Source organism: Oerskovia merdavium (assembly GCF_014836755.1).
Classification (GTDB): domain Bacteria; phylum Actinomycetota; class Actinomycetes; order Actinomycetales; family Cellulomonadaceae; genus Oerskovia; species Oerskovia merdavium.
In genome coordinates this window covers 55531-77533 of record NZ_JACSQF010000019.1, presented here as the reverse complement: position 1 = coordinate 77533, position 22003 = coordinate 55531, and the positions used below count along the sequence as shown (strand labels likewise).

Genomic DNA, 22003 nt, shown 5'->3' with positions numbered 1-22003 from the left:
GTGCTGACCTCCCTGGTCCAGGCTGCATACGTCATCGCAGCCCTCCTGTTCATCCTCAGCCTCGCGGGCCTGTCCAAGCAGGAGACGGCCCGTCGCGGCAGCCTGCTCGGCATGACGGGCATGGGGCTCGCCCTCGTGGCCACGGTCGCGCTCGCGCTGCAGGACAGCGAGCGTCCCGTCATGGTGACGCTGCTGCTCATCGCCATGGTGTTCGTGATCGGCGCGGTCGTCGGGACGTGGCGTGCGCGCAGCGTCGAGATGACGCAGATGCCGGAGATGATCGCGCTCCTGCACAGCTTCGTGGGCCTCGCCGCGGTCCTCGTCGGTTTCAACTCGTACCTGACCGAGCAGGGCGACGTCGTGCACCTGGTCGAGGTCTTCCTCGGGGTGCTCATCGGCGCCGTGACGTTCACGGGCTCGATCGTGGCCTACCTCAAGCTGTCGGCGCGCATCCGGTCGAACCCGCTCATGCTGCCGGGGCGCAACTGGTGGAACCTCGGGGCGCTCGTCGCCTCGGGCGGCCTCATGGCCTGGTTCATCGCGGGCCACGGGCTGCTGCCGCTGATCCTCATGACGGTCGTCGCGCTCGCGCTCGGCTGGCACCTGGTCGCCTCGATCGGCGGCGGCGACATGCCGGTCGTCGTGTCGATGCTCAACTCGTACTCCGGGTGGGCCGCGGCCGCGGCGGGCTTCATGCTCAGCAACGACCTGCTCATCATCACGGGAGCCCTGGTGGGCTCCTCGGGTGCGATCCTCAGCTACATCATGTGCAAGGCCATGAACCGGTCGTTCATCAGCGTGATCCTGGGCGGCTTCGGGGCCGAGGGCGGCACGGTCGTGGCCTCCGACCAGGACTACGGCGAGCACCACGAGATCCAGGCGGCCGAGGTCGCGGACCTGCTCAAGCACGCCCGCTCGGTCGTGGTCACGCCCGGCTACGGCATGGCGGTCGCCAAGGCGCAGTATCCGGTCGCGGACCTGGTGCGCCGACTGCGTGAGCGGGGGGTCGACGTCCGGTTCGGCGTGCACCCCGTCGCGGGACGCCTGCCGGGACACATGAACGTGCTGCTCGCCGAGGCCAAGGTGCCCTACGACATCGTCCTCGAGATGGACGAGATCAACGACGACCTTCCGGACACCGACGTGGTGCTGGTGATCGGCGCCAACGACACGGTCAACCCGGCGGCGCTCGACGACCCGGGCTCGCCCATCGCGGGCATGCCCGTGCTCGAGGTCTGGAACGCGAAGCAGGTGATCGTGTTCAAGCGGTCGATGGCCACGGGGTACGCGGGGGTCCAGAACCCGCTGTTCTTCAAGGACAACACCGCGATGCTCTTCGGAGACGCCAAGGACCAGGTGGAGAACATCATCCAGGCGCTCTGAGGCCCGGCGCGGGTGGAGCGACCCGCGTGAGGCGAGGGGAGCGAGGAGGTGGGCCGGTCGTCAGGCAGGGCGACGGGCCCGCCTCTTCGTCGTCCGCCCGCCCGCCCGACGGCGGAGAGAGGCTCTCGCCGTCGGGTGGCCCGGAGCGAGGGCCGGGTGGAGCATGGTGCCGACCCGGGGCGTGCGCACCGTCGGCCCGGGTTCCCGATGCCGACACACCCACCGACGAGCCACCACGACGTCCGCTGGAGGACCCCATGGACAAGGTCGACCTGCGCAAGGAGCACCGCGAGCTCTACGCGCCGCCCCGTGAGCTCGTCCGGGTCGTCGTGCCGCCCTTGAACTACCTGCAGATCGACGGCGAGGGCGACCCCAACTCGGCCCCGGCCTACGCCGAGGCGGTCGAGGCGCTGTTCTCGCTCGCGTACGCCGTGAAGTTCGCGAGCAAGAAGGACCTGGGCAGGGACTACGTCGTCGGGCCGCTCGAAGGTCTATGGACTGCCGAGGACCCCGCGGCGTTCGTGCGCCGCGACAAGGACGCGTGGAGCTGGACGCTCATGGTCCTGCAGCCCGGCTGGCTCGACGACGCGTTCGTCGCGGACGTGGCTGAGGCGACGCGTCGCAAGAAGGGGTTGCCGGCGCTCGATCGCGTGCGGTTCGCCGCGTACGACGAGGGCGACTCGGTGCAGATACTGCACGTGGGGTCGTACGACGACGAGGCGCCCACGCTCGCGCGGCTGCACGACGACTACCTGCCCGAGCACGGGCTGACGTTCAACGGGCCGCACCACGAGGTCTATCTCAGCGACGTGCGCCGGACGGCGCCCGAGAAGCTGCGGACGGTGCTGCGTCAGCCCGTCCGTCCCCTCTGACCGGTGCGGGGCCGACCCCCGCGAGCGCTCAGACCTTGCGGAGCTGGTTGAACAGGGGGCAGTCGAACGGGTCGCGCGCCGCGAGGCCTACCTGGTTGAGGTAGCGGACCACGATCGCGTAGGACGCGAGCAGGTTGGTCTCGGTGTACGGCATGCCGAGGCGTGCGCAGTGCTCGCGGACCATGAGGCGGGCCTTGGCGAGGTGCGGGCGGGGCATGCTCGGGAACAGGTGGTGCTCGATCTGGTAGTTGAGCCCGCCCATGAGGACGTTCATGACGCGTCCGCCCGTGATGTTGCGCGAGGTCAGGACCTGCTTGGACAGGAAGTCGAGCTTGCTGTCCGCGGGGATGATCGCCATGCCCTTGTGGTTGGGGGCGAACGACGCACCCATGTACACACCGAACACCGCGAGCTGTACACCGAGGAACGCGAACGCCATGCCGAGCGGCAGGAACCAGAAGACGACGCCCACGTAGAGCGTGAGGCGCAGCGCGATCGTCACGAGCTCCATGGTCCGTGCGCGGCTCTTGGCCGAGGAGAGCAACGACCGGATCGAGATCATGTGCAGGTTGATGCCCTCGAGCGTGAGCAGCGGGAAGAACAGCCAGCCCTGGTGGCGCGTGATGAGGGCGAGGAAGCCCTTCTGCTCGGCCGCGCTCTCCTCGAGGAACGAGATGGTGTCCGTCTCGATGTCCGGGTCCTTGCCCACGCGGTTCGGGTTCGCGTGGTGGCGGGTGTGCTTGTTCATCCACCACGAGTAGCTGATGCCGACCACGCCGTTGGCCAGGAACCGCCCCACACGGTCGTTCGCGGGTCCCGAGGTGAGGATCGTGCGGTGCGCGGCCTCGTGCGAGAGGAACGCGAACTGCGTGAGGATCAGTCCCAGGGCGCCTGCGATCAGGAGCTGGAACCACGAGTCGCCCAGGAGGACGAAGCCGGCCACGGACCCGCCGAGCGCGACCGTGAGGATCGCCGCGACCCAGCCGTAGTACCCGTGCGTCCGCTCGAGGAGCCCGGCCTCGCGGACGCGCTTGGACAGGTCCGTGTAGGTGCTGGTGATGCTGGTCCCGTCGCCCGTGCGGGGCTTGGTGGGGCGGAATCCGGGGAGAACGGCTGCGTCGGTCATGCGTCCCTCACAGGGCTGGGGGTCGACTTCCCAGCCGCGGGGTGAGCGAGATGCCCGTTGTACAGATGGCCCGAGTCTACGTGTGGCGTCGGCATCGGCGTGGAGAAAGGACGAAGGTCCGGTGCTGACCCGGCCCGGGTCTGCTCGGGAACGACGACGTCGTGCGGCCTGGCCCACTTGCCCACCCGGGCGTGTCGCGGGTCGGGAAGCGAGGGTCGTGCCGGTCTGTCCCGTGCGCAGGACGATGGTGACGCCGAGCCGGTGGTTAGGTTAGCCTGGCCTTCTTTCCGAGCAGAAGGACTGTCGTGGCCGGGTTCCAGATGGTCAAGCCGACCGCCGTGCAGGTCATCGCTGCCGAGGTGGTCGCCTCGCAGCGGGTGAGTCCGTCGATCGTGCGGGTCACGGTCGGGGGCGAGGGCGTCGAGCACTTCTCGCCCATGGGGTTCGACCAGTGGTTCCGCCTCTTCCTGCCCCGGGACGAGCAGGAGTCGCTGCGACTGCCGACCGCGACGTCGGGGCTCTGGTACGTGCAGTACCTCGCGACGCCCAAGGCGCGGCGGCCGTGGGTCCGCAACTACACGGTCCGGGAAGCGCGCCCGGCGGATCGTGAGATCGACATCGACTTCGTCGCGCACGAGGACGGCGGGCCGGCGTCGGCGTTCGCGCTCGGGGCGAGCGCCGGCCATCCCGTGGGCGTCCTCGACCAGGGGGTCGGCTACAACCCGCGCGTCCCGCACGACTGGACGCTCCTCGTCGCGGACGAGACGGGCCTGCCCGCGGTCGCGGGCATCTGCGCCTCGCTGCCCGACGACGCGCGCGGGCTCGCGATCGTCGAGCTCCCGCACGCGGCCGACGCCCAGGACTTCCGGGTCCCGGCCGGGCTCGGGCTCCGGTGGGTCGCGCGCGACGAGCACGAGGCCGAGTCGCACGCGATCCCCGGGTGCCTCGCGCTCGACGTGCTGAAGCGCGCGGACCTGCCGCCCGGCGAGGTCTACGCCTACGTGGTGGGCGAGTCGAGCCTCGTCACGGGGGCGCGCCGCCATCTCGTGAACGACCGCGGGGTCCCCAAGGCAAACGTCGACTTCATCGGGTACTGGCGGCACGGGCGCGCCGCGGCCTGACCTGCGACGGCAAGGCCCAGGGATCGAGCCGCACTCCGGTCAGTCGCTGGCAGGCGACGGCGCGCGTGCCGTGCCGAACGCCGTGTACACGGCCGCGATGTCGTCGCTGCCGTGCCCACGCGCTGCCGCGCTGCCGTAGAGATCGGACAGCGCGTCGAGCAGCGCGGGGTCGAGGTGCGCCTGGGCCGCGGCCTCCGAGATGAGGCCGATGTCCTTGCGGAGCCCGTCGAGCGCGAACTGCGGCGCGAACTCGCCCGCGATCATCTCGGCTCCCTTGAGATGCGCGTAGGGGGAGTCGGACGCGCCGCCCGCGATGGCGTCGAGGAACAGGTGGGGGTCGATCCCCTCGGCACGAGCCAGGGCGATCGACTGTGCCGTGCCCGCGGTGATCGTCGCGAGCCACGCGTTGCACGCGAGCTTGAGCGCGGTGCCCTGGCCCACCTCGGTGCCTGCGATCACGACCTTGGCCGAGATCGCGTCGAGCACGGGGGCGATACCGGCCAGGACGTCGGGGTCTCCCGCCGCGAGCACGGCGAGGTTCCCCTCCTCGGCGGGCTGCTTGGTACCGAGCAGGTTGGCCTCGACCAGGGTGACGCCGAGCTGTCGCGCGCGCTCGACGACGAGGGCCGTCCCCTCGCGCCCGATCGTCGACGCCTGGACCCACACTGCCCCCGTGCCGACCGAGGGGCCGGCGGCGTCGAGGACATCGAGGACCGCGGCCGTGTCGAACAGGATGCTCAGCACGACGTCGGCGCCGTGCGCCGCCTGCGCGGCGGTCGGGGCCACGAGCGCTCCGGCGTCGGCGAGCGGCGCGGCGCGCGACGCAGTGCGGTTCCACACCGTGACGTCGAAGCCCTCGCGCAGCAGTGAGTGCGTCACCCCGGTCCCCATGGTCCCGGTGCCCAGCACGGTGACGGTCGGCAGGTCGCTCATCAGAACTCCTCGTGCTCGTCGGAGTCGCGCGCGGCGTCCTCGCCGCGGTCGAGACCCGCGATCCGGTCCATGTCGTCCTCGGTGAGGGTGAAGTCGAAGATCTCGGCGTTGGAGCGCTGGCGTTCGGCGCTCGCGGACTTGGGGATCGTCACGATGCCCTGCTGGACGTGCCAGCGCAGCACGACCTGGCCGGCGGAGCGGCCGTGGGCCGAGGCGATCTCCTGGATCACGGGTTCGGTCAGGACCCCTTCCTCCTGCCCGAGCGGGCTCCAGCCCTCGACCGTGATGCCGCGCTCGGTGAGGTACCGCCGCAGGTCCGTGCGTGCGAGCGCGGGCGAGAGCTGGATCTGGTTCACGGCCGGGACGTGGCTCGTCTCCGCGATCAGCCGGTCGAGGTGGTGCTCGCGGAAGTTCGAGACGCCGACGCTGCGGACCAGGCCCTCGGCGGCGAGGTCGAGCATCGCGCGGTACGACTCGACGTACCGGTCGAGGCGGGGGAGCGGCCAGTGGATCAGGTAGAGGTCGACGTAGTCGAGCCCCAGCCGGTCGAGGCTCGCGTGCAGTGCGTCCCGCGTCGCGTCGTACCCCTGGTCCGCGCCGCGGAGCTTGGTCGTGACGAACAGCTCGGCGCGGTCCACGCCCGACGCGGCGATGCCCTGCCCGACGCCCACCTCGTTCTCGTAGCGGGACGCGGTGTCGACGAGCCGGTACCCGAGCCCGATCGCGCTCTCGACCGCGCGCGCCGAGGCGTGGTCGTCGAGTGGCCAGGTGCCCAGGCCCAGCAGCGGCATGGGGTGGCCGGAGGACAGCAGGGTGGCGGGGATGGTCATGGAGCGCGCCTCACGTCGTACGGGACCGGACCCTCTCGACCCTAGGCGTGTGCCGCCGTCGTGCAACGTGGAGAACCGTGCCCGACGGCGCCGCGCTCCCGGGTGCGCGCCTCGCCCAGTGAGAGACTCAGGACGCGTGGCGGAACGTCTGGCGGTAGTCGGTCGGCGGGACGCCGACCGCCCGCCGGAAGTGGTGGCGCAGCAGCGCGGCCGAACCGAACCCGCTCAGGCGCGCGATCTCCTCGAGGTCCAGGCCCGACTCCTCGAGCAGCGTCCGCGCGTGGTGGACGCGCTGGGTCGCGAGCCACTGCATGGGGGTGGTCCCGGTCTCGGCGACGAACGTCCGCGCGAACGTGCGTGCCGACAGGTGGGCGCGGCGCGCGAGGTCCTCGACGGTCTGGGGCTCGTCGAGGTGCTCGTCCATCCAGGCGAGCACGTCGCGGATGCTCTGCTCCTCGCACTGCGGTACGGGGCGGTCGATGTACTGGCGCTGGCCGCCGTCGCGCTGGGGAGGGATGACCATGCGGCGCGCGATCGCGTTGGCCGCTGCGCTGCCGAACTCCTTGCGCACGATGTGCAGGCACGCGTCGATCCCCGCGGCCGTGCCCGCGCTCGTGATGATGTCGCCGTCGTCGACGAACAGGACGTCCGGGTCCACCTCGACCTGCGGGTAGCGGGCCGTGAGCTCGTCGGCGTGGCGCCAGTGCGTCGTGATGCGGCGCCCGTCGACGAGCCCCGCCTCGGCGAGCAGGAACGAGCCCGAGCAGACGCTCAGCAGGACGGCGCCGCGCGCGTGGGCCGCTCGCAGGGCGTCGATGATCTCCTGCGGGTACTCGTTGCGGATGGTCATCGCGGGGACCGCGACCAGGTCCGCGTCCTCGAGCGCGTCGAGACCGTGGTCGGGGATCAGCGAGGCGCCCATGCTCGTGCGGACGGGGACTCCGGCGACCGGGCCGCAGACGCGGAAGTCGACCAGGGGCACGCCGTCGTCCGTGCGGTCGAGGCCGAAGACCTCGCACACGACGCCGAACTCGAACGGGGCCAGTCCGTCGGCGACGACGGCCGCCACTGTGCGCAACATCCTTCGACGCTACGCCGCTGGCAGGATCTTGTCGATACCTGTCTCTCCTGCCACTCGTGCGCGCCGCGCGGCCGGACCAGGGTGGAGGCATGGACATCGTGGAGCTCGTGATGAGACTGGTCGTGATCGCGGCGCTCGTGGCGCCGCTCGTGGTGATGGCGGTGCGGCGCCCGCCGGCAGGAGGCCGGTTCCCCGCCGGGACGAACGACGGATGGACCCTGCCGCCGGCCGGGCGGGGCGACCCGCGCCAACAGGTGGACGTGGTCGGCACGCGCGGTCCTCGGGGGTGAGACCTGCGTCGCACGGCCCCGGCGTGGCGGGTTGTGCCGGATTAGTGCGGTACGGGAACATTTGCCCATGGCCTCCCGACGACGTGACCATGTCCCTGCCGTTGCCCTCCTGCTGACCGCTTCGCTGCTGGCTCTCGCGGCGTGCTCGGCGCCTCCGGAACCGGACCCGGCGATCGAGGTCGTCGAGCAGGACGGGGCGTTCGACCCCCTGGCGATCACGCTGACCGGGCTCGGTGCGGGACGCGAGGTGCGCCTGGTCGCGACGACGGACCTCGACGGGGCGGCGATGTCGTCGCGGGCGACGTTCGTGGCCGACGAGGACGGCCGGGTCGACCTCACGACGACCGCCCCGACCGAGGGGTCGTGGACGACGGTCGACGCGATGGGGCCGTTCTGGTCCATGACGGGCAGCAGGCTCGGTATCGAGGCAGGGAGCGTGGACCACTCGGTGACGCTGTCGTTGAGCGCCGACGGCGAGCCCCTCGCCGAGACGGTCGTCGAGCGGACGGGCTACGGCGCGGACGTCGAGGTCCGCGACGTGACCGACGACGCCATGGTGGCCGCCTACGCCGTTCCCGCCGGGTTCTCGGCCGACGACACGTTGCCGGCCGTGCTCGTGTTCAGCGGGTCGGAAGGCGGGCTCGGGAACGCCCGAGCCAACGCCACCTGGCTCGCAGGGCTCGGGTACCCGGCCCTGGCGATCAGCTACTTCAAGAGCCTGGGGCAGCCGACCGAGCTCGCGGAGGTGCCGGTCGAGACCTTCCTGACCGGGCTCGCCTGGTTGCGTGAGCAGCCAGGGGTCGACACCGACCGGGTCTTCACGTTCGGCGTCTCGCGAGGTGGGGAGATGGCGCTGTGGCTCGCCGCGAACCGCCCTGACGAGGTGTACGGCGCCTTCGCGCCGACCGGTGCGGGCAGCCTGTACTGCGGCTACCCGAACTGGAGGGTGTCGGCCTGGACGCTCGACGGGGTGGGACTGCCGTGCGGGCCGAGCAGCGCGGTCGGCACGCCGCCCGAGACCCAGGTGCCGGTCGAGGCGATCGACGGCCCGGTCGTGCTGGCCTGCGGGACGGCCGATACGCAGTGGGACGCGTGCGGCCGCCTGCGGGACGTGAGGCCCCGCTTCGCCGACCAGGGGCTGGTCACGGCCGTCGAGCAGAAGGACGCCGGGCACTTTCTCGCGATCGCACCCTACCGGCCGTTCGGTCTCGACGAGCCGGGGGCGACTCCGGCCGCCACGCACCAGGCCCGCGTCGACTTCTGGGACGCGGTCGACGAGGTGCTCGCGGAGGCGAAGCAGCAGCCCTGATCCGGGCGCGAAGGCCGCAGGTCCGACGCCGACCCGCACAGCACGACGCCCCGGTCTCCGTGCGGAGACCGGGGCGCCGGTGCGTCCTGCGGCGTCGAGGTCAGCGGGCGCCGACCGCCTCCTCCGAGGGGCCGGCGGCGGCGGAGAGCGAGTCGAGCTCGGTCGCTTCCCACTGGGCCTGGCCGAGGCTCGGGATCATGGTCGCGAGCTCGGGACGCCACGTGGCGAACTGCTGCGGGAAGCACCGCTCGAGCAGGTCGATCATCGCGGGGACCGCGGTCGAGGCGCCCGGTGAGGCGCCCAGGAGGCCGGCGATCGAGCCGTCGGCGGCCGCGATGACCTCGGTGCCGAACTCGAGCACGCCGCCCTTCGTGGGGTCCTTCTTGATGACCTGGACGCGCTGGCCCGCGGTGATCTTCTCCCAGTCCTTGGGGTGCGCGGTGGGCATGAAGCCCTGGAGCGCCGTGAACTTGGACTCGGGGCTCGCGAGGAGCTGGCCCACGAGGTACTGGGTGAGGTCGATGTTCTTGAGACCCGCACCGAGCATGGACCCGATGTTGTGGGTCCGCAGCGAGGTGAACAGGTCCAGCAGCGAGCCCTTCTTGAGGTACTTGGGGCTGAACCCGGCGTACGGGCCGAACATCAGGTACGTCTTGCCGTCGACCACGCGGGTGTCGAGGTGCGGGACGGACATGGGCGGCGAGCCGACGTCGGCCTTGCCGTAGACCTTGGCCTGGTGCTGCGCGACGAGCTCCGGGTCGTCCGTACGCAGGAACTCACCGCTGATGGGGAAGCCGCCGTAGCCCTTGGCCTCCTTGATGCCCGCCTTCTGCAGGAGCGGCAGCGCGCCACCGCCGGCGCCGACGAACACGAAGCGCGCGTTCACGGTGCGCGGGGCCGCCTTGGCGTTCCAGGACACGTCCTTGACGGTGACGTCCCAGGTGCCGTCCTTGCGCTTCTTGAGCTTGTTGACCTCGTGCTGGAGGTTCAGCTCGACGCCGTTGGCCGTGAGGTAGGCGAAGAGCTGGGAGGTCAGGGCGCCGAAGTCGACGTCGGTGCCGCTCGTCGCGCGGGTCGCTGCGACGGCCTCGTCGCTGTCGCGGTCGAGGACCAGGAGGGGGGCCCACTGCGCGATGACCGCAGGGTCGTCGGTGAACTCCATCTCGCTGAACAGCGGGTGGGCGCTCAGCGCGGTGAAGCGGCGCTTGAGGTAGTCCACGTTGGCCGCGCCGCGCACGAACGTCATGTGCGGGGTGTGGCTGATGAAGCTCGCGGGCTCGGGCAGGTGACCGCCGGTGAGCAGGTGGTGCCAGAACTCGCGCGACACCTCGAACTGCTCGTTGATCGCGACCGCCTTGGCGATCTCGACGGTGCCGTCGGCCTTCTCGGGGGTGTAGTTCAGCTCGCAGAGCGCAGCGTGGCCGGTGCCAGCGTTGTTCCACGGGTTGGAGGACTCCTGGGCCACCGCGTCGAGGCGCTCGAAGACCTTGATGGTCCACGAGGGCTCGAGGAGCTTCAGGAGGGCGCCGAGGGTCGCACTCATGATGCCGCCGCCGATGAGGGCTACGTCGATGGTGTTCTGACCCGTTGTCTTCTTAGTCGCCACGCGCTCGATTTTACGCTTGTGAAGGAGTGCACATGGTGTGCGGTCCGTCACGGTCGTGGGTCACACTTTCTCGGGACCAAGGTCCCTCGGCAGCCCCTCGAAAGTCCTCGCGACGCGCTGATCAGCAGTTTTGACCACGATCGCTCGTATCTATGGACGAGGATGGTGTGCGAGGCAGATCCCGCCCCGGTCGGCCTCGACTCGTCACCTCGCTCCACGTCACACCCCAACGTCCTATGAGGCCCCCCAGATGAGCACTCCCACCCCCGGCCGCGTCGTGGTGGTCGGCGCCGGCATGGTCGCCCACCGGTTCGTGAGCCAGATGATCGCACGCTCGCCCGAGGGGGAGTGGCGGGTGTCCGTCGTCGGCGACGAGGACCGCGCCCCGTACGACCGCGTCCACCTGTCCGAGTTCTTCGGCGGCCGCTCGGCGGACGACCTGACGATGGACCCGACGGTCTGGGAGGACCCCCGCACCGAGCTGGTCACCGGGGACGCCGTCGCGGCCGTCGACCGCGAGGCGCAGACCGTCACGACCCGTTCGGGACGGGTCCTCGCCTACGACCACCTGGTCCTGGCGACCGGGTCGTGGGCCTGGACGCCGCGGACCGAGGGCACCGACCTGCCGGGCGTGTTCAGCTACCGGACCATGGCCGACGTGCAGGCGCTGCGCGAGTACGTCGAGCTGCGCACCGAGCGCCTGGGGCGCACGCTGCACGGCGTCGTGGTCGGGGGAGGCGTGCTGGGGCTCGAGGCCGCAGCCGCGCTCCAGGGGCTCGGGACGTCCGCGACCGTCGTGGAGTTCGCGGACCGGCTCATGAGCGTCCAGCTCGACGACGCGGGTGGTGAGGCGCTGCGCGTGCTCGTGACCGACCGCGGCATCGACGTGCGGACGTCGACGGGCGCCACGGGACTCACGGCGGCGGGCGACGGCGCCGTGGGGACCATGGACCTGTCGGACGGGTCGCGCATCCCGGCCGACGTCGTGATCTTCTCGACGGGCATCCGCCCGCGGGACCGCGTGGCGCGCGAGGCCGGTCTGGCGATCGGCGAGCGCGGCGGCGTCGTGGTGGGTGCGGCGTGCCACACCTCGGACCCGGCCGTGTGGGCCGCGGGCGAGTGCGCGTCGTTCGAGGACCAGTGCGTGGGCCTGGTCGCACCGGGCAACGCCATGGCCGACGTCGTGGTCGACCGTCTCCTGGGCGGCAGCGCCACCTACTCCCCGGCTCCCGAGGGGACCAAGCTCAAGGGCGTCGACATCGAGGCCGCGAGCTTCGGTGACGTGTTCGGGCTGACGCCCGGTGCGCTCGAGGTCACGTTCGCGGACCCGGTCGCCCGCACGTACCGCAAGCTCGTGGTCTCGGACGACGCGCGCACGCTGCTCGGCGGGGTCTTCGTGGGGGACACCGCGCTGTACGCGTCGCTGCGCCCCATGCTGGGACGCTCGCTGGGCGCCGACCCGTCGGCGTTCCTCGCCCCAGAAGGCGGGGCTCCGGCTCTCGGTGGTGACCTGCCCGACGACGTCGTGGTCTGCTCGTGCGCGAACGTCACGGCCGGGACGGTCCGGGGGGCGGTGACCGAGCACGGTTGCACGAGCGTGGGCGAGGTCAAGGCCTGCACCAAGGCCGGGACGGTGTGCGGGTCGTGCGTGCCCGTGCTCACCAAGATCGTCAACACCGCGCTCGAGGCCAGCGGCGTGACGGTGTCCAAGGCCATGTGCGAGCACTTCTCGATGTCGCGCGCCGAGCTCTTCGCGCTCGTGCGCCAGGACGGGCTGCGGACCTTCACCCAGATCGTCGCAGCGCACGGCACGGGTCGCGGCTGCGTGGTCTGCAAGCCCGTCGTGGCCTCGATCCTCGCGTCGCTGTGGGGTGGGTACATCCTCGACGGCGAGCAGGCCGCGCTCCAGGACACCAACGACCGGGCGCTCGCCAACCTGCAGAAGGACGGCACCTACTCGGTGGTCCCGCGCGTCCCGGCCGGGGAGATCACGCCCGAGAACCTCATCGTGATCGGGCAGGTCGCGAAGGACTTCGGGCTCTACACGCGCGTCACGGGAGCCCAGCGCATCGGGCTGTTCGGGGCGCGGATCGACCAGCTCCCCGAGATCTGGCGCCGGCTGGTCGACGCCGGCATGGAGTCCGGCCAGGCCTACGGCAAGTCGCTGCGGGCCGTGAAGTCGTGCGTCGGTTCTTCGTGGTGCCGGTTCGGGGTCCAGGACTCGGTGGGCATGGCCGTCCGCCTCGAGCTGAGGTACCGCGGGCTGCGCTCGCCGCACAAGTTCAAGGTCGGGGTCTCGGGGTGCGCGCGCGAGTGCGCCGAGGCCCGCGGCAAGGACGTGGGCGTGATCGCGACCGAGAAGGGCTGGAACGTCTACGTGGGCGGCAACGGCGGCTTCACCCCGCGCCACGCCGAGCTCCTCGCCGAGGATCTCGACGACGAACGGCTCGTGGCCGTGATCGACCGGTTCCTCGCATACTACGTGCGGACCGCGGACCGGTTGCAGCGGACCGCCCCCTGGGTCGCGGACTTCCCGGGCGGGATCGTCGAGCTGCGCAAGGTCCTGGTCGAGGACTCGCTCGGCATCGCGGCCGACCTCGAGGCCGAGATCGCGCAGCACGTCGAGTCGTACGTCGACGAGTGGGCCCAGACCCTCGACGACCCGGACCGCCTGTCGCGGTTCGTGTCGTTCGTCAACGCCCCCGACCAGCACGACCCCGACCTCGCCTACGTGGGAGTGCGCGGGCAGGTGCGCCCGGCCCGCCCGGGCGAGCCCTCGGACAACAACCCGGTGATCGCCCGTACGGTGGAGGTTCGCAAGTGAGCGCGACGGCATGGACCACGGTCTGCCCCTTCGAGCGGCTCGTCCCCGAGCGCGGCGTCGCTGCGCTCGTCGAGGGGACCCAGGTCGCGGTCTACCGGCTGGCCGACGACCGCGTGCTCGCGGTCCAGCAGCGTGACCCGTACTCGGGGGCGAACGTGCTCTCTCGCGGGATCGTCGGTTCGGTGGGCGAGACCCCGACGATCACGTCCCCCATGTACAAGCAGGTGTGGGACCTGACGACGGGCGAGTGCCTCGACCCGAGCGGCAAGGAGCCCGAGGCGCTGCGGACGTTCGATGTGGCGGTCGAGGACGGGACGGTCCTGGTCCGGGCGTGAGCCGCGCCTAGCGTCGGACGGGGACGCCCGACGGCCACGGGCCGAGCGCCGGAAGGTCGACGGTCTCGCCGTCCCTGTGAGCCGTCGGGTCGGTGGCCGTCGCGCGTCCCGCGAGCCACGCGGCGACGTCCGCCGCGCTGCCGGTCACGGTGGTGAGGTCGTCGTCGCCCGCGTCCTCGGCGGCGGGCCGCACGCCCTCGGGCCCGACGACGGATCGTGCCCCGTCCTCGAGCCGCACCACGAGCACGGGGCCGGGCAGGCGCGGGCTCAGGAAGTCGAGCAGGTGGTCCGTGAAGGCGAGGCCCCACGTTCCCGACGGCGTGAGGCCTCGGACCGTGCCGACCTCACCGAGGTCGGTCGCGTGGATGCGGACCTCGCGCCACCAGCAGTCGAGGACGTCGGCGACGGTCCCGTCGCGGTACGTCACGCGTGCACCCCACCCCGTGCTGTCCGTGAGGGACCACGCGGCCTCGAGCCTCGCGCCCGCAGCGGTGAGCGCGTCGACGTGCTCGTCCCCGGTCCGGTGCGCGCCGGCCTCGATGCCCGCCGCGCGCCCCTCGGCCCCGCCCTCGTAGACCTCGGCGGTCTCGCCCTGGGCGGCGAGCTCGGCCTGGCGGGCGAGGGCGTCGCCGACCATCGCCACGTGCGACAGCACGTGCCCGACGCTCCACCCGTCGAGCGAGCTCGGGGACCCGAGTGCCTCGTCGTCGAGACTCAGGACGGCCTCGGTCAGCGCGCGCAGCGCGGCTGCCGCGTCACGTCGGATCGCCGGAAGGTCGTCGCGGGGCGCTGCCTGTGGGGAATCGAGCGGGCTCGTGGGTGCCGGGTCGATCGAGCGCGGTGCAGTCGTGTCCTGCGTGGTCCCTGTCATGGCCAGAGCAGCCCCTTCTCCCAGTGGTGTCCTGCCGCGCGGTAGCGCAGCCGGGTCTGTCCGCGGTCGTCCGACGCCTGCCAGAACTCGACCGACGTGGGCGCGAGCGCGTACGCGGTCCACTCGGGTGCGACGAGCGCGGGATTCTCCCGCACCGAGGCGAGCGTGACGGCGAAGGCGTCCCAGTACTCCTGCCGCGACGTGAGGGTCTCGCTCTGGTGACCCACGAGCGCTGCGGCGCGCGAGCCCTCCGAGCGGGCGAGGAAGTCGGCTGCGCTCGTCGAGGTGTCGGAGGGGAGCGTGGGCCCGACGATCCTGACCTGACGCCCGAGCGCAGGCCAGAGGAACGTGAGGGCGGCGTTCGGGTTCTCCGCGAGGTCGTGGCCCTTGGGGCTCGACGAGCTGGTCGCGAACCACCAGCCCGACGCGTCGACGTCCTTGAGGATCACGGTGCGCGCCGTCACCCGACCTGAGGCCCCTCCGGTGGACAGCGTCATGGCATGGGGGAGAGGTACCCCGGCGTCGATCGCCTGACCGATCCACTCGAGGAACAACGTCACGGGTTCCGGCGGAGCCTCGCTCGGGTCGAGCGTCGGCAGGCCGGGTCCGAACGTCGGCAGGGCGCGCAACCGCTCGCGGAGGCTCGGTCCGTCCGCCGTGTCCTCGGTCCGTCCGACCGCCCGTGCGTCGCCAGGCCCGGACCCCTCGTCGTTGCCCGGTCCGCTGCTCATCGAGTCGCCACCTCGGCCTGGAGAGCCGGCTCGAGCATCGACACGAACCCGTCGACCGCGGCCCTCAGCGCCGCCGGGTCGTCGAGGGCGCGCGCGAGCACGTACCCGCCCTGGACGATCGCGACCGCCGCGTACGCGCGGTCGTGCGCGACGTCGTCGGGCAGGCCGGTCTCCTCGAAGACCTCCTGCACCAGCGCGACCAGGCCCGCGAAGTAGTCGTGGACGGGCGAGCGCAGCTCGTCGTCCGCCATGACCGACCGGTCGCTCGTCAGGCGCCCGATCTTGCACCCGGCGAGCGCGGGGCGCGGCCGCTCGAGGTAGGCCACGAGCCGCTCCACGGGCGGACGGTCAGTGTCCGTGAGCTCGCCCGAGACGGAGTCCAGCGCTTCCTGCGTCGTCGCGCTGATCGCGGCGAGCGAGAGGTCGTGCTTGGTGGGGAAGTGGTGGTACAGGCTGCCCTGCCCCACGCCGCTCACCTCGAGGACCTGGCGGGGGCTCGTGCCCTCGACCCCCTGGGCCCAGTAGAGGTCGCGAGCCGCGCGGAGCAGGCGTTCGCGGCGAGGAAGGTCGGGATCGTCCATGGCGACACCATACCTACCTCTAGGTAGGATGTCGAGGGATAGGCCGACGCCAACCCGTGGGCCAGGTCCTTGGAGGAAGCAGACGACGTGCTGCGGTCCCGCCCAACGAGCAGCAGGTCACCTTGTGGAGGTCGGCCGGGGAGCGGGCGTGACCAGGCGAGAAGGATCGTGGGTCGTGAACCAGACGCCCACGCCCCGACCTGACGTTCTCGCGCCGGCCCTCGACCGTGCTCACGACGCACGCGCACTGTTCGACGTGCTCGTCGCACAGGGCGTGCGCGGCGAGCCTGCGACCCGCGCCCAGGCGCTCGCGGTCCTGCGGACGGCCGACGAGGACCTGCTCGACCTCGTGGCCGCCGCCGGTCGGGTCCGCCGTCACCGGTTCGGCCGACGCGTGCGGCTCAACTACCTGGTCAACCTGAAGTCGGGTCTGTGCCCCGAGGACTGCACGTACTGCTCGCAGCGCCTCGGCTCGACGGCCCAGGTCCTGAAGTACTCGTGGCTGAGCGCCGAGGACGCGGTCGCGGCGGCTCGGGCCGGGATCGCGGGCGGAGCGCGTCGCGTATGCCTGGTCGCGAGCGGACGCGGGCCGAGCGACCGCGACCTGACGCGCGTGACCGCGATGGTCGGCGGCATCAAGACCGAGCATCCCGACGTCGAGGTCTGCGCGTGCCTCGGCCTGCTGCGCGAGGGCCAGGCCGAACGGTTGGCCGCGGCGGGCGCCGACGCCTACAACCACAACCTCAACACGTCCGAAGCGGCGTACGCCGACATCTGCACCACGCACGAGTACGCCGACCGCGTGGAGACGGTCGAGCGGGCGCGGGGAGCGGGGCTCTCGTCCTGCTCGGGACTCGTCGCGGGCATGGGCGAGAGCGACGAGGACCTGGTCGAGGTGGCCTTCGCGCTGCGCGCCCTCGGCGCCGACTCCGTCCCGGTCAACTTCCTCGTGCCGTTCGAGGGCACACCGCTCGCGGGCACCTGGGACCTCACGCCCCAGCGGTGCCTGCGCATCCTCGCGATGGTGCGCTTCGTGTGCCCCACCGCCGAGCTCCGGCTCGCGGCGGGACGCGAGGTGCACCTGCGCTCGCTCCAGCCGCTGGCCCTGGAGATCGTGAGCTCGATCTTCCTGGGCGACTACCTCACGAGCGAGGGTCAGGCCGCGCAGACGGACCTCGACCTGCTCGCCGACGGAGGGTTCGTGGTGGAGGGGGCCGACGGTGATGGACGGGCCACGGCCGCCCCGGGCGAGCACGACGCGACGACCGTGGCACGGGGCACCGGTGCCGCGTCGGGCGAGAACGCCGTGACCGTGCGGCGCCGCGGCCCCGGGACGTCCGTCGCCCCCAACGCGTGAGGTCCCCTCGCTCGGGGGCCGACCGCCACGCGGTCGCGACTCGTGTCCACGGTGTCCTCGGTGCAGGATGGCCGCCATGAACGTCGACGACCCGAAGACACCGACCTTGGTCGACCATGTCGGCCGAGGGGCGCCCGAGGTCTGGTGCCGACCGGTCGCGTCACTCGCGGCGGGTCCTCTGGTCGGGGCGGCGGCCGGCTTGGCCTTCGGGCTGACCGACCCCGCCTGGGCCACGTGGTCGATGTTCCTCGGGGCGCTCGCGGGGGCGGCCGCAGCGCTCGTCGCTAGCCTGCTCGGAGCGGTCGCGAACCGTGTCTTCCGGACCGCACGGACGGGGGTGCACCGTGCGGCCGTCGCCCTCGGGACCGGGCTCGGGGCCGCGGGGACCGTTGCCGCCCTGGCGCAGGTCTGGCATGTCGTGCCGCCCTGGTCGGTGGCCTTTCCGCTTGCCGTCCTCGTCGTGATGTCGGCGGTGATGTCCTGCGGAACCCACCGATGAGTTCGAGGGCCCGCGCCGGTCGAAGGAGGACGGTGCGGCGACGGCGCCGACCGAGAGACGGAGGGCCTCCATGACCACGGCATCGACCGCGCAGCCCGACCCGGCGCCCACCCCCGACGGCGGCACCGCGGGCGAGCTCATGACGGACTTCTCGTCGCCCGGCGCAGCCCCCACCTCCTGGGCGGACGCCCTGAAGGTGCTCCAGACCGCCGAGATCTTCTGGTTGTCCACGGTCCGCCCGGACGGGCGCCCCCACGTCACGCCGCTCATCACCGTCTGGGCCGACGGTGCGCTCCACTTCTGCACGGGCCGCACCGAGCGCAAGGCGCGCAACCTCGAGGAGAACCCCTGGTGCGTGCTGACCACCGGCACCAACCTCATGAGCGAGGGGCTCGACGTCGTGCTGGCCGGAGCCGCCGAACGACTCACGGAGGACCACGTACTCCAACGCCTGGCCGACCGCTGGGCGTGCAAGTACGACTGGCGCTTCGAGGTGCGTGACGGGGCGTTCTGGGACAGCGAGGCGCCCTCGGAGAGCACGCCTTCCGACCCGCCTGCCGCCGGGGAGGCCCACGTCTTCCAGGTCCGCCCCGTCACGGTCCACGCCTACGGTCGCGGCGAGGACTACACCGCGACCCGGTGGAGGTTCGACGGCGGGGCTAGCGTGGAGGCGTGACGCCTGCTCAACGCCGCGTGCTGCTCGTCGCGATCCTCGCCTCGTTCGTGTCCTTCCTCGACGGGACGGTGGTCAACGTCGCGCTGCCCGCGATCGCGGACGAGCTCGCCGGGGGAGCGCTCGGGGGGCTCGCCCTCCAGCAGTGGGTCGTCGACGCGTACCTCATCACGCTCGGCTCGCTCATCCTCGTGGCGGGTTCGCTGTCCGACGTCCACGGGCGGCGCCGCGTCATGTGGTGGGGACTGCTCGGGTTCGCCGTCACGTCGGTGCTGTGCGCGCTGGCACCCACCGGTGTCTTCCTCGTGGCCGCGCGCGGGCTCCAGGGCGTCGCGGGCGCTCTGCTCGTGCCGAGCTCGCTCGCGATGATCATCTCGGCGTTCAGCGGGGCCGCGCAGGCCAAGGCGATCGGCACCTGGACGGCCTGGACGGGCACGGCGATGATCGCGGGCCCGCTGCTCGGTGGCGTGCTCGTCGACACACTCTCGTGGCGCTGGGTGTTCGGCATCAACCTGCTGCCCGTCGCGGTGACCCTGTGGATACTGCACGGCATGGAGGAGGGGGACACCGCGACGGGACGCCGGATCGACGTGCGCGGTGCGGTGCTCGCGGCCGTCGGGCTCGCCGGGCCCGTCTTCGCGCTCATCGAGCACGGTCGGTTCGGGTGGGGGAGCCCGGTCGTGTGGGTGCCGCTCGTCGTCGGCGTCGCGGCGCTCGTGGCGTTCCTGGGCTGGGAGCGGCGCGCTCCCGACCCCATGCTGCCGCTGTCCCTGTTCTCGGTGCGCAACTTCGCCGCAGGAAACGTCGCGACGGCCGCGATCTACGGGGCGCTCGCGTTCGGCGGGTTCGCCGTGACCCTGTTCGTCCAGCAGGTCGCCGGGTACAGCGCGACCCTCGCGGGCCTGGCCCTGCTGCCCGTGACGCTCCTCATGCTGTTCCTGTCCTCGCGCTTCGGGGCGCTCGCGGGCCGGTACGGGCCGCGCCTGTTCATGACCGTGGGCCCGCTGATCGCGGGCTGCGGGTACCTGCTCATGCTCACGACGACCGCCGAGGCGAGGTACTTCACGCAGCTCCTCCCCGGGATCCTGCTGTTCGGCCTGGGCCTCGCGATCACGGTGGCGCCCCTGACGGCCGCGATCCTCGGCTCGATCCCCGCGTCGGACGCGGGCATCGGGTCCGCCGTCAACAACGCGGTGTCGCGCATCGCAGGCCTCGTGGTCATCGCGTGCGCGGGCATCGTCATCGGTCCCGTGCTCGACGTCGCCGGGTTCCACCGGGCACTGATCGTCACGGCCGCGCTGCTCGTCGCGGGCGGCCTCGTGAGCTGGGCGGGCATCCGCAACGAGCAGGTCGTGGCCGCGGGCGTCGCCGACGCCCCGACCGCCTGAGGCGTGCTCGCCTACTCGACCACGTGCAGGTCGTGCGGCGCGTTGTTGAGGCGACGGGCGCCGTCGGGCACGTCGTCGCCGAACGCGACCACGATGTCCTCGATGCGCACCCCGAACTTCCCCGGGAGATAGATCCCGGGCTCGACCGAGAAGCACATCCCGGAGACGATGGGCTGCTCCTCGCCCTCGATCATGTACGGGGGCTCGTGCGTCGTGAGCCCGATCCCGTGGCCCGTGCGGTGGATGAACTGCTCGCCGTACCCGGCCTCGGTGATCACGGCGCGGGCGGCACGGTCGACGTCCTGGCAGGTCGCCCCGGGACGTACCGCGTCGACGCCGGCCTGCTGCGCGGCGCGCACGATCTCGAAGACCTCGCGCTGCTGGTCCGTGACGTCGCCGCCGACGTGCACCATGCGCGTCATGTCCGAGCCGTAGCCGTCCTTGAGGCCGCCGAAGTCGAGCACGACCATGTCACCCTCCTGGATGACCCGGTCGCCCGCCTCGTGGTGCGGGTTGGCACCGTTGGGTCCCGAGCCGACGACCGTGAAGTCGACCTGCGAGTGCCCGTGGTCGCGCAGGAAGCCCGCGAGGTCCGCGGCGACGTCCAGCTCGCGGCGACCGCTGAAGCGGATCTCGACGATGTCCGCGAACGTCGCGTCGTTCGCCGCTCCCGCGGATGCGAGCCGTTCGATCTCGTCCGGTCCCTTGACCGCGCGCAGCATGGGCAGCGCCTGCGTCATGGCGGAGTACGAGGAGCCCGGCAGGGTGCGCTGGAGCCCCAGCAGGTGCATGGCCCACGCCGAGTCGGAGATCGCGTAGCGCCCGGTCGCGTCGAGCAGGTCGGCCGTGACCGCGTACTCGTCGACGCCGTCGGTCCACGGGGTGACGTGCAGGGCGGCCGCGCCGGGGGCCCGGTCGAGGTCCGGCTGTTCCAGGACGGGCACCACGATCGACGCCTCGCCCTCGGCAGGGACCACGAGCAGCGTGATGCGCTCGGTCATGGCCGTGGGGGTGTAGCCCGTGAAGTACGTCATGTCCGGGCCGGGGGTGACGAGCACCCCGGCGAGCCCGGCGTGGCGGGCCTGGGCAGCCGCGCGGTCGATGCGCGCGGCGAAGTCCTGTGCGGTGAACTCCCTCATGGGGCCAGCCTGCCACCGGCGGCGCGGGTGCGCCGGACGAGCGGGAGTCCGGAGGAGCGGGGTGCCCGACGGCGGAGCGCAGCCCGGGCGCTCGGCTCACGTCCTGTCGTCGGGCTGTGCGGCCGCTTGCGGGTCCGCAGGGGTGGTGCGGTCTCAGGCCTTGCGGTGCTCCGCGACGCCGCGCAGCGCCTCGCGCCGGGTCCGCAGCTCCTCGCGGCCCTCGCGAGTGATCTGTGCCCAGTTCCGGTTCTTGGTGATCCGGGCGCGAACCAGGCCGGCCTCGGTGAGGTCGTGCAGGCGTCCCGCGAGGTTGCGTTCCTCGACGCCCGTGAGGCGTGCGAGCGCGGGCTGGTCGGCCTCGTCGGCGTCCCCGAGCACCGCGAGCACGCGCAGGTTGTCGGTCGCGGGGTCGCCGATGCTCAGCGCGCCGTCGCCCGACGCGAGGGTCTGCCGCTCCCCGCGGAGCGCGAGGCCCGCGACCACGAGGAGGCCCAGGCCGAGCGCGATCGTCGCCACGAGGCCGGGTATCGACAGCGGGAGGTCGATCGGCGAGGAGATCATCGCGAGCCCGTACGAGGCGGCCATCGTCGCGAGCCCTGCCACCCAGAGGAGGCGGTCCGAGGCGCGCAGGCCCAGGACGACGAGTCCGAGACCCAGGAGGAGGGGAGCACCCGTCGTGAAAGGGATCCAGGGCACCAGGAAGGCGACCAGGGCGCTCAGGACGAGCGCGATGCCGTACCCGTCGCTCCCGACGCCCACGCCCGTGGGCAACCGCAGAGCGAACGCCGTGACGTACGTCGCGAGGAACCCTGCAGCAGGCACGAGCACGACGAGCCAGAACTGGTTCGCGTCGAGCGAGCTCATCCCCGCGATGACCAGCACGGCCAGCCCGGAGAAGGCCAGCGGGAGCGAGCGAGCGTGCCGCGCTGCGCGGGTCCGCAGGCGTGCGGTGTCGGCTGCGACGAGGGCGGGGACGGTGGCGGGCATGGGCTTCACGGTACCGGCCCGGGCGCCACACTGAGTGCGGAGCTCTTGCGCGAAACGCCCGGCGAGT

The 22003-nt window shown here is 72.1% G+C and carries 21 protein-coding genes; 11 read left to right on the top strand and 10 right to left on the bottom strand.

Annotated elements, in window-relative coordinates:
- Both pntB and H9641_RS16385 read left to right on the top strand, forming a co-directional pair.
- Complete coding sequence (gene pntB / locus H9641_RS16390; protein ID WP_191805499.1) at positions 1–1383, top strand: Re/Si-specific NAD(P)(+) transhydrogenase subunit beta; 1383 nt, start codon at positions 1–3, stop codon at positions 1381–1383.
- Positions 1384–1640: 257 nt separating this feature from the next.
- Entirely contained in the window at positions 1641–2255 is a 615-nt protein-coding gene (locus H9641_RS16385; RefSeq protein WP_191805498.1) for a GyrI-like domain-containing protein, read from the top strand.
- A 28-nt stretch (positions 2256–2283) separates the two neighbouring features.
- Here the strand turns inward: H9641_RS16385 and H9641_RS16380 are convergent, their stop codons facing one another.
- A complete protein-coding gene (locus H9641_RS16380; RefSeq protein WP_191805497.1) occupies positions 2284–3381 on the bottom strand; it encodes a fatty acid desaturase family protein in 1098 nt (365 codons plus the stop codon).
- 305 nt (positions 3382–3686) lie between these two features.
- Here H9641_RS16380 and H9641_RS16375 point away from each other — a divergent pair, with 305 nt between their 5' ends.
- Complete coding sequence (locus tag H9641_RS16375) at positions 3687–4502, top strand: siderophore-interacting protein (protein WP_318244647.1); 816 nt, start codon at positions 3687–3689, stop codon at positions 4500–4502.
- 39 nt (positions 4503–4541) lie between these two features.
- On the opposite strand, the gene H9641_RS16370 is transcribed toward H9641_RS16375, so the two are convergent.
- The 3 genes from H9641_RS16370 to H9641_RS16360 form a co-directional block, all read right to left on the bottom strand.
- Positions 4542–5435: an NAD(P)-dependent oxidoreductase gene (locus H9641_RS16370; protein ID WP_225220595.1), complete on the bottom strand. Its 894-nt coding sequence runs from the start codon at positions 5433–5435 to the stop codon at positions 4542–4544.
- On the bottom strand, positions 5435–6265 hold the full coding sequence (locus tag H9641_RS16365; protein WP_191805496.1) for an aldo/keto reductase: 831 nt from the start codon (positions 6263–6265) through the stop codon (positions 5435–5437). The genes H9641_RS16370 and H9641_RS16365 overlap by 1 nt, the downstream gene beginning before the upstream one ends.
- Positions 6266–6392: 127 nt before the next feature.
- Positions 6393–7346 (bottom strand): helix-turn-helix domain-containing protein, encoded by a 954-nt coding sequence (locus tag H9641_RS16360; protein WP_191805495.1) that lies wholly within the window; start codon positions 7344–7346, stop codon positions 6393–6395.
- Positions 7347–7435: 89 nt separating this feature from the next.
- Here H9641_RS16360 and H9641_RS16355 point away from each other — a divergent pair, with 89 nt between their 5' ends.
- The gene (locus tag H9641_RS16355; RefSeq protein WP_191805494.1) at positions 7436–7636 is read left to right on the top strand and encodes a hypothetical protein; all 201 of its coding nucleotides are present in this window, start codon (positions 7436–7438) and stop codon (positions 7634–7636) included.
- Between the two features lie 67 nt (positions 7637–7703).
- Entirely contained in the window at positions 7704–8945 is a 1242-nt protein-coding gene (locus tag H9641_RS16350) for an acyl-CoA thioesterase/BAAT N-terminal domain-containing protein (protein ID WP_191805493.1), read from the top strand.
- A gap of 100 nt (positions 8946–9045) precedes the next feature.
- Here H9641_RS16350 and mqo read toward each other — a convergent pair whose 3' ends face one another.
- Entirely contained in the window at positions 9046–10560 is a 1515-nt protein-coding gene (gene mqo / locus H9641_RS16345; RefSeq protein ID WP_318244649.1) for a malate dehydrogenase (quinone), read from the bottom strand.
- 241 nt (positions 10561–10801) lie between these two features.
- Between mqo and nirB the strand changes: the two genes are divergently transcribed.
- Positions 10802–13375: a nitrite reductase large subunit NirB gene (gene nirB / locus H9641_RS16340; RefSeq protein WP_191805491.1), complete on the top strand. Its 2574-nt coding sequence runs from the start codon at positions 10802–10804 to the stop codon at positions 13373–13375.
- Positions 13372–13710, top strand: coding sequence for a nitrite reductase small subunit NirD (gene nirD / locus H9641_RS16335; RefSeq protein WP_191805490.1), 339 nt, complete (start codon positions 13372–13374; stop codon positions 13708–13710). Before nirB ends, nirD begins: the two co-directional genes overlap by 4 nt.
- Before the next feature lie 7 nt (positions 13711–13717).
- Here nirD and H9641_RS16330 read toward each other — a convergent pair whose 3' ends face one another.
- From H9641_RS16330 to H9641_RS16320, 3 genes are read right to left on the bottom strand one after another with little or no spacing between them, the layout of a single operon-like run.
- Positions 13718–14581, bottom strand: a complete 864-nt coding sequence (locus H9641_RS16330) for a maleylpyruvate isomerase family mycothiol-dependent enzyme (protein ID WP_191805489.1) — start codon at positions 14579–14581, stop codon at positions 13718–13720.
- Positions 14578–15312: a pyridoxine/pyridoxamine 5'-phosphate oxidase gene (locus H9641_RS16325; RefSeq protein WP_191805488.1), complete on the bottom strand. Its 735-nt coding sequence runs from the start codon at positions 15310–15312 to the stop codon at positions 14578–14580. The genes H9641_RS16330 and H9641_RS16325 overlap by 4 nt, the downstream gene beginning before the upstream one ends.
- Positions 15309–15893 carry a TetR/AcrR family transcriptional regulator gene (locus H9641_RS16320; protein ID WP_191805487.1) on the bottom strand — a complete coding sequence of 195 codons (585 nt, stop codon included), beginning with the start codon at positions 15891–15893 and terminating at the stop codon, positions 15309–15311. Before H9641_RS16320 ends, H9641_RS16325 begins: the two co-directional genes overlap by 4 nt.
- A gap of 247 nt (positions 15894–16140) precedes the next feature.
- Here H9641_RS16320 and bioB point away from each other — a divergent pair, with 247 nt between their 5' ends.
- The 4 genes from bioB (at position 16141) to H9641_RS16300 (ending at position 19810) form a co-directional block, all read left to right on the top strand.
- Complete coding sequence (gene bioB / locus H9641_RS16315; RefSeq protein WP_225220611.1) at positions 16141–17250, top strand: biotin synthase BioB; 1110 nt, start codon at positions 16141–16143, stop codon at positions 17248–17250.
- Positions 17251–17326: 76 nt separating this feature from the next.
- Positions 17327–17749 (top strand): hypothetical protein, encoded by a 423-nt coding sequence (locus H9641_RS16310; RefSeq protein ID WP_191805485.1) that lies wholly within the window; start codon positions 17327–17329, stop codon positions 17747–17749.
- A gap of 70 nt (positions 17750–17819) precedes the next feature.
- On the top strand, positions 17820–18425 hold the full coding sequence (locus tag H9641_RS16305; protein ID WP_191805484.1) for a pyridoxamine 5'-phosphate oxidase family protein: 606 nt from the start codon (positions 17820–17822) through the stop codon (positions 18423–18425).
- Positions 18422–19810 carry an MFS transporter gene (locus H9641_RS16300; protein WP_191805483.1) on the top strand — a complete coding sequence of 463 codons (1389 nt, stop codon included), beginning with the start codon at positions 18422–18424 and terminating at the stop codon, positions 19808–19810. Before H9641_RS16305 ends, H9641_RS16300 begins: the two co-directional genes overlap by 4 nt.
- Before the next feature lie 11 nt (positions 19811–19821).
- On the opposite strand, the gene H9641_RS16295 is transcribed toward H9641_RS16300, so the two are convergent.
- On the bottom strand, positions 19822–20949 hold the full coding sequence (locus H9641_RS16295) for an aminopeptidase P family protein (RefSeq protein WP_191805482.1): 1128 nt from the start codon (positions 20947–20949) through the stop codon (positions 19822–19824).
- Positions 20950–21102: 153 nt separating this feature from the next.
- Positions 21103–21936, bottom strand: coding sequence for a hypothetical protein (locus tag H9641_RS16290; RefSeq protein WP_191805481.1), 834 nt, complete (start codon positions 21934–21936; stop codon positions 21103–21105).
- Positions 21937–22003 lie beyond the last annotated feature (67 nt).

Coding starts and splice junctions, on each gene's coding strand:
- H9641_RS16310 (WP_191805485.1), top strand. CDS start 17,327: ATGAACGTCGACGACCCGAAGACACCGACCTTGGTCGACCATGTCGGC.
- H9641_RS16305 (WP_191805484.1), top strand. CDS start 17,820: ATGACCACGGCATCGACCGCGCAGCCCGACCCGGCGCCCACCCCCGAC.
- H9641_RS16350 (WP_191805493.1), top strand. CDS start 7,704: ATGGCCTCCCGACGACGTGACCATGTCCCTGCCGTTGCCCTCCTGCTG.
- H9641_RS16360 (WP_191805495.1), bottom strand. CDS start 7,346: ATGTTGCGCACAGTGGCGGCCGTCGTCGCCGACGGACTGGCCCCGTTC.
- nirB (WP_191805491.1), top strand. CDS start 10,802: ATGAGCACTCCCACCCCCGGCCGCGTCGTGGTGGTCGGCGCCGGCATG.
- H9641_RS16370 (WP_225220595.1), bottom strand. CDS start 5,435: ATGAGCGACCTGCCGACCGTCACCGTGCTGGGCACCGGGACCATGGGG.
- H9641_RS16385 (WP_191805498.1), top strand. CDS start 1,641: ATGGACAAGGTCGACCTGCGCAAGGAGCACCGCGAGCTCTACGCGCCG.
- H9641_RS16295 (WP_191805482.1), bottom strand. CDS start 20,949: ATGAGGGAGTTCACCGCACAGGACTTCGCCGCGCGCATCGACCGCGCG.
- H9641_RS16365 (WP_191805496.1), bottom strand. CDS start 6,265: ATGACCATCCCCGCCACCCTGCTGTCCTCCGGCCACCCCATGCCGCTG.
- H9641_RS16325 (WP_191805488.1), bottom strand. CDS start 15,312: ATGAGCAGCGGACCGGGCAACGACGAGGGGTCCGGGCCTGGCGACGCA.
- H9641_RS16320 (WP_191805487.1), bottom strand. CDS start 15,893: ATGGACGATCCCGACCTTCCTCGCCGCGAACGCCTGCTCCGCGCGGCT.
- H9641_RS16380 (WP_191805497.1), bottom strand. CDS start 3,381: ATGACCGACGCAGCCGTTCTCCCCGGATTCCGCCCCACCAAGCCCCGC.
- H9641_RS16355 (WP_191805494.1), top strand. CDS start 7,436: ATGGACATCGTGGAGCTCGTGATGAGACTGGTCGTGATCGCGGCGCTC.
- H9641_RS16290 (WP_191805481.1), bottom strand. CDS start 21,936: ATGCCCGCCACCGTCCCCGCCCTCGTCGCAGCCGACACCGCACGCCTG.
- H9641_RS16330 (WP_191805489.1), bottom strand. CDS start 14,581: ATGACAGGGACCACGCAGGACACGACTGCACCGCGCTCGATCGACCCG.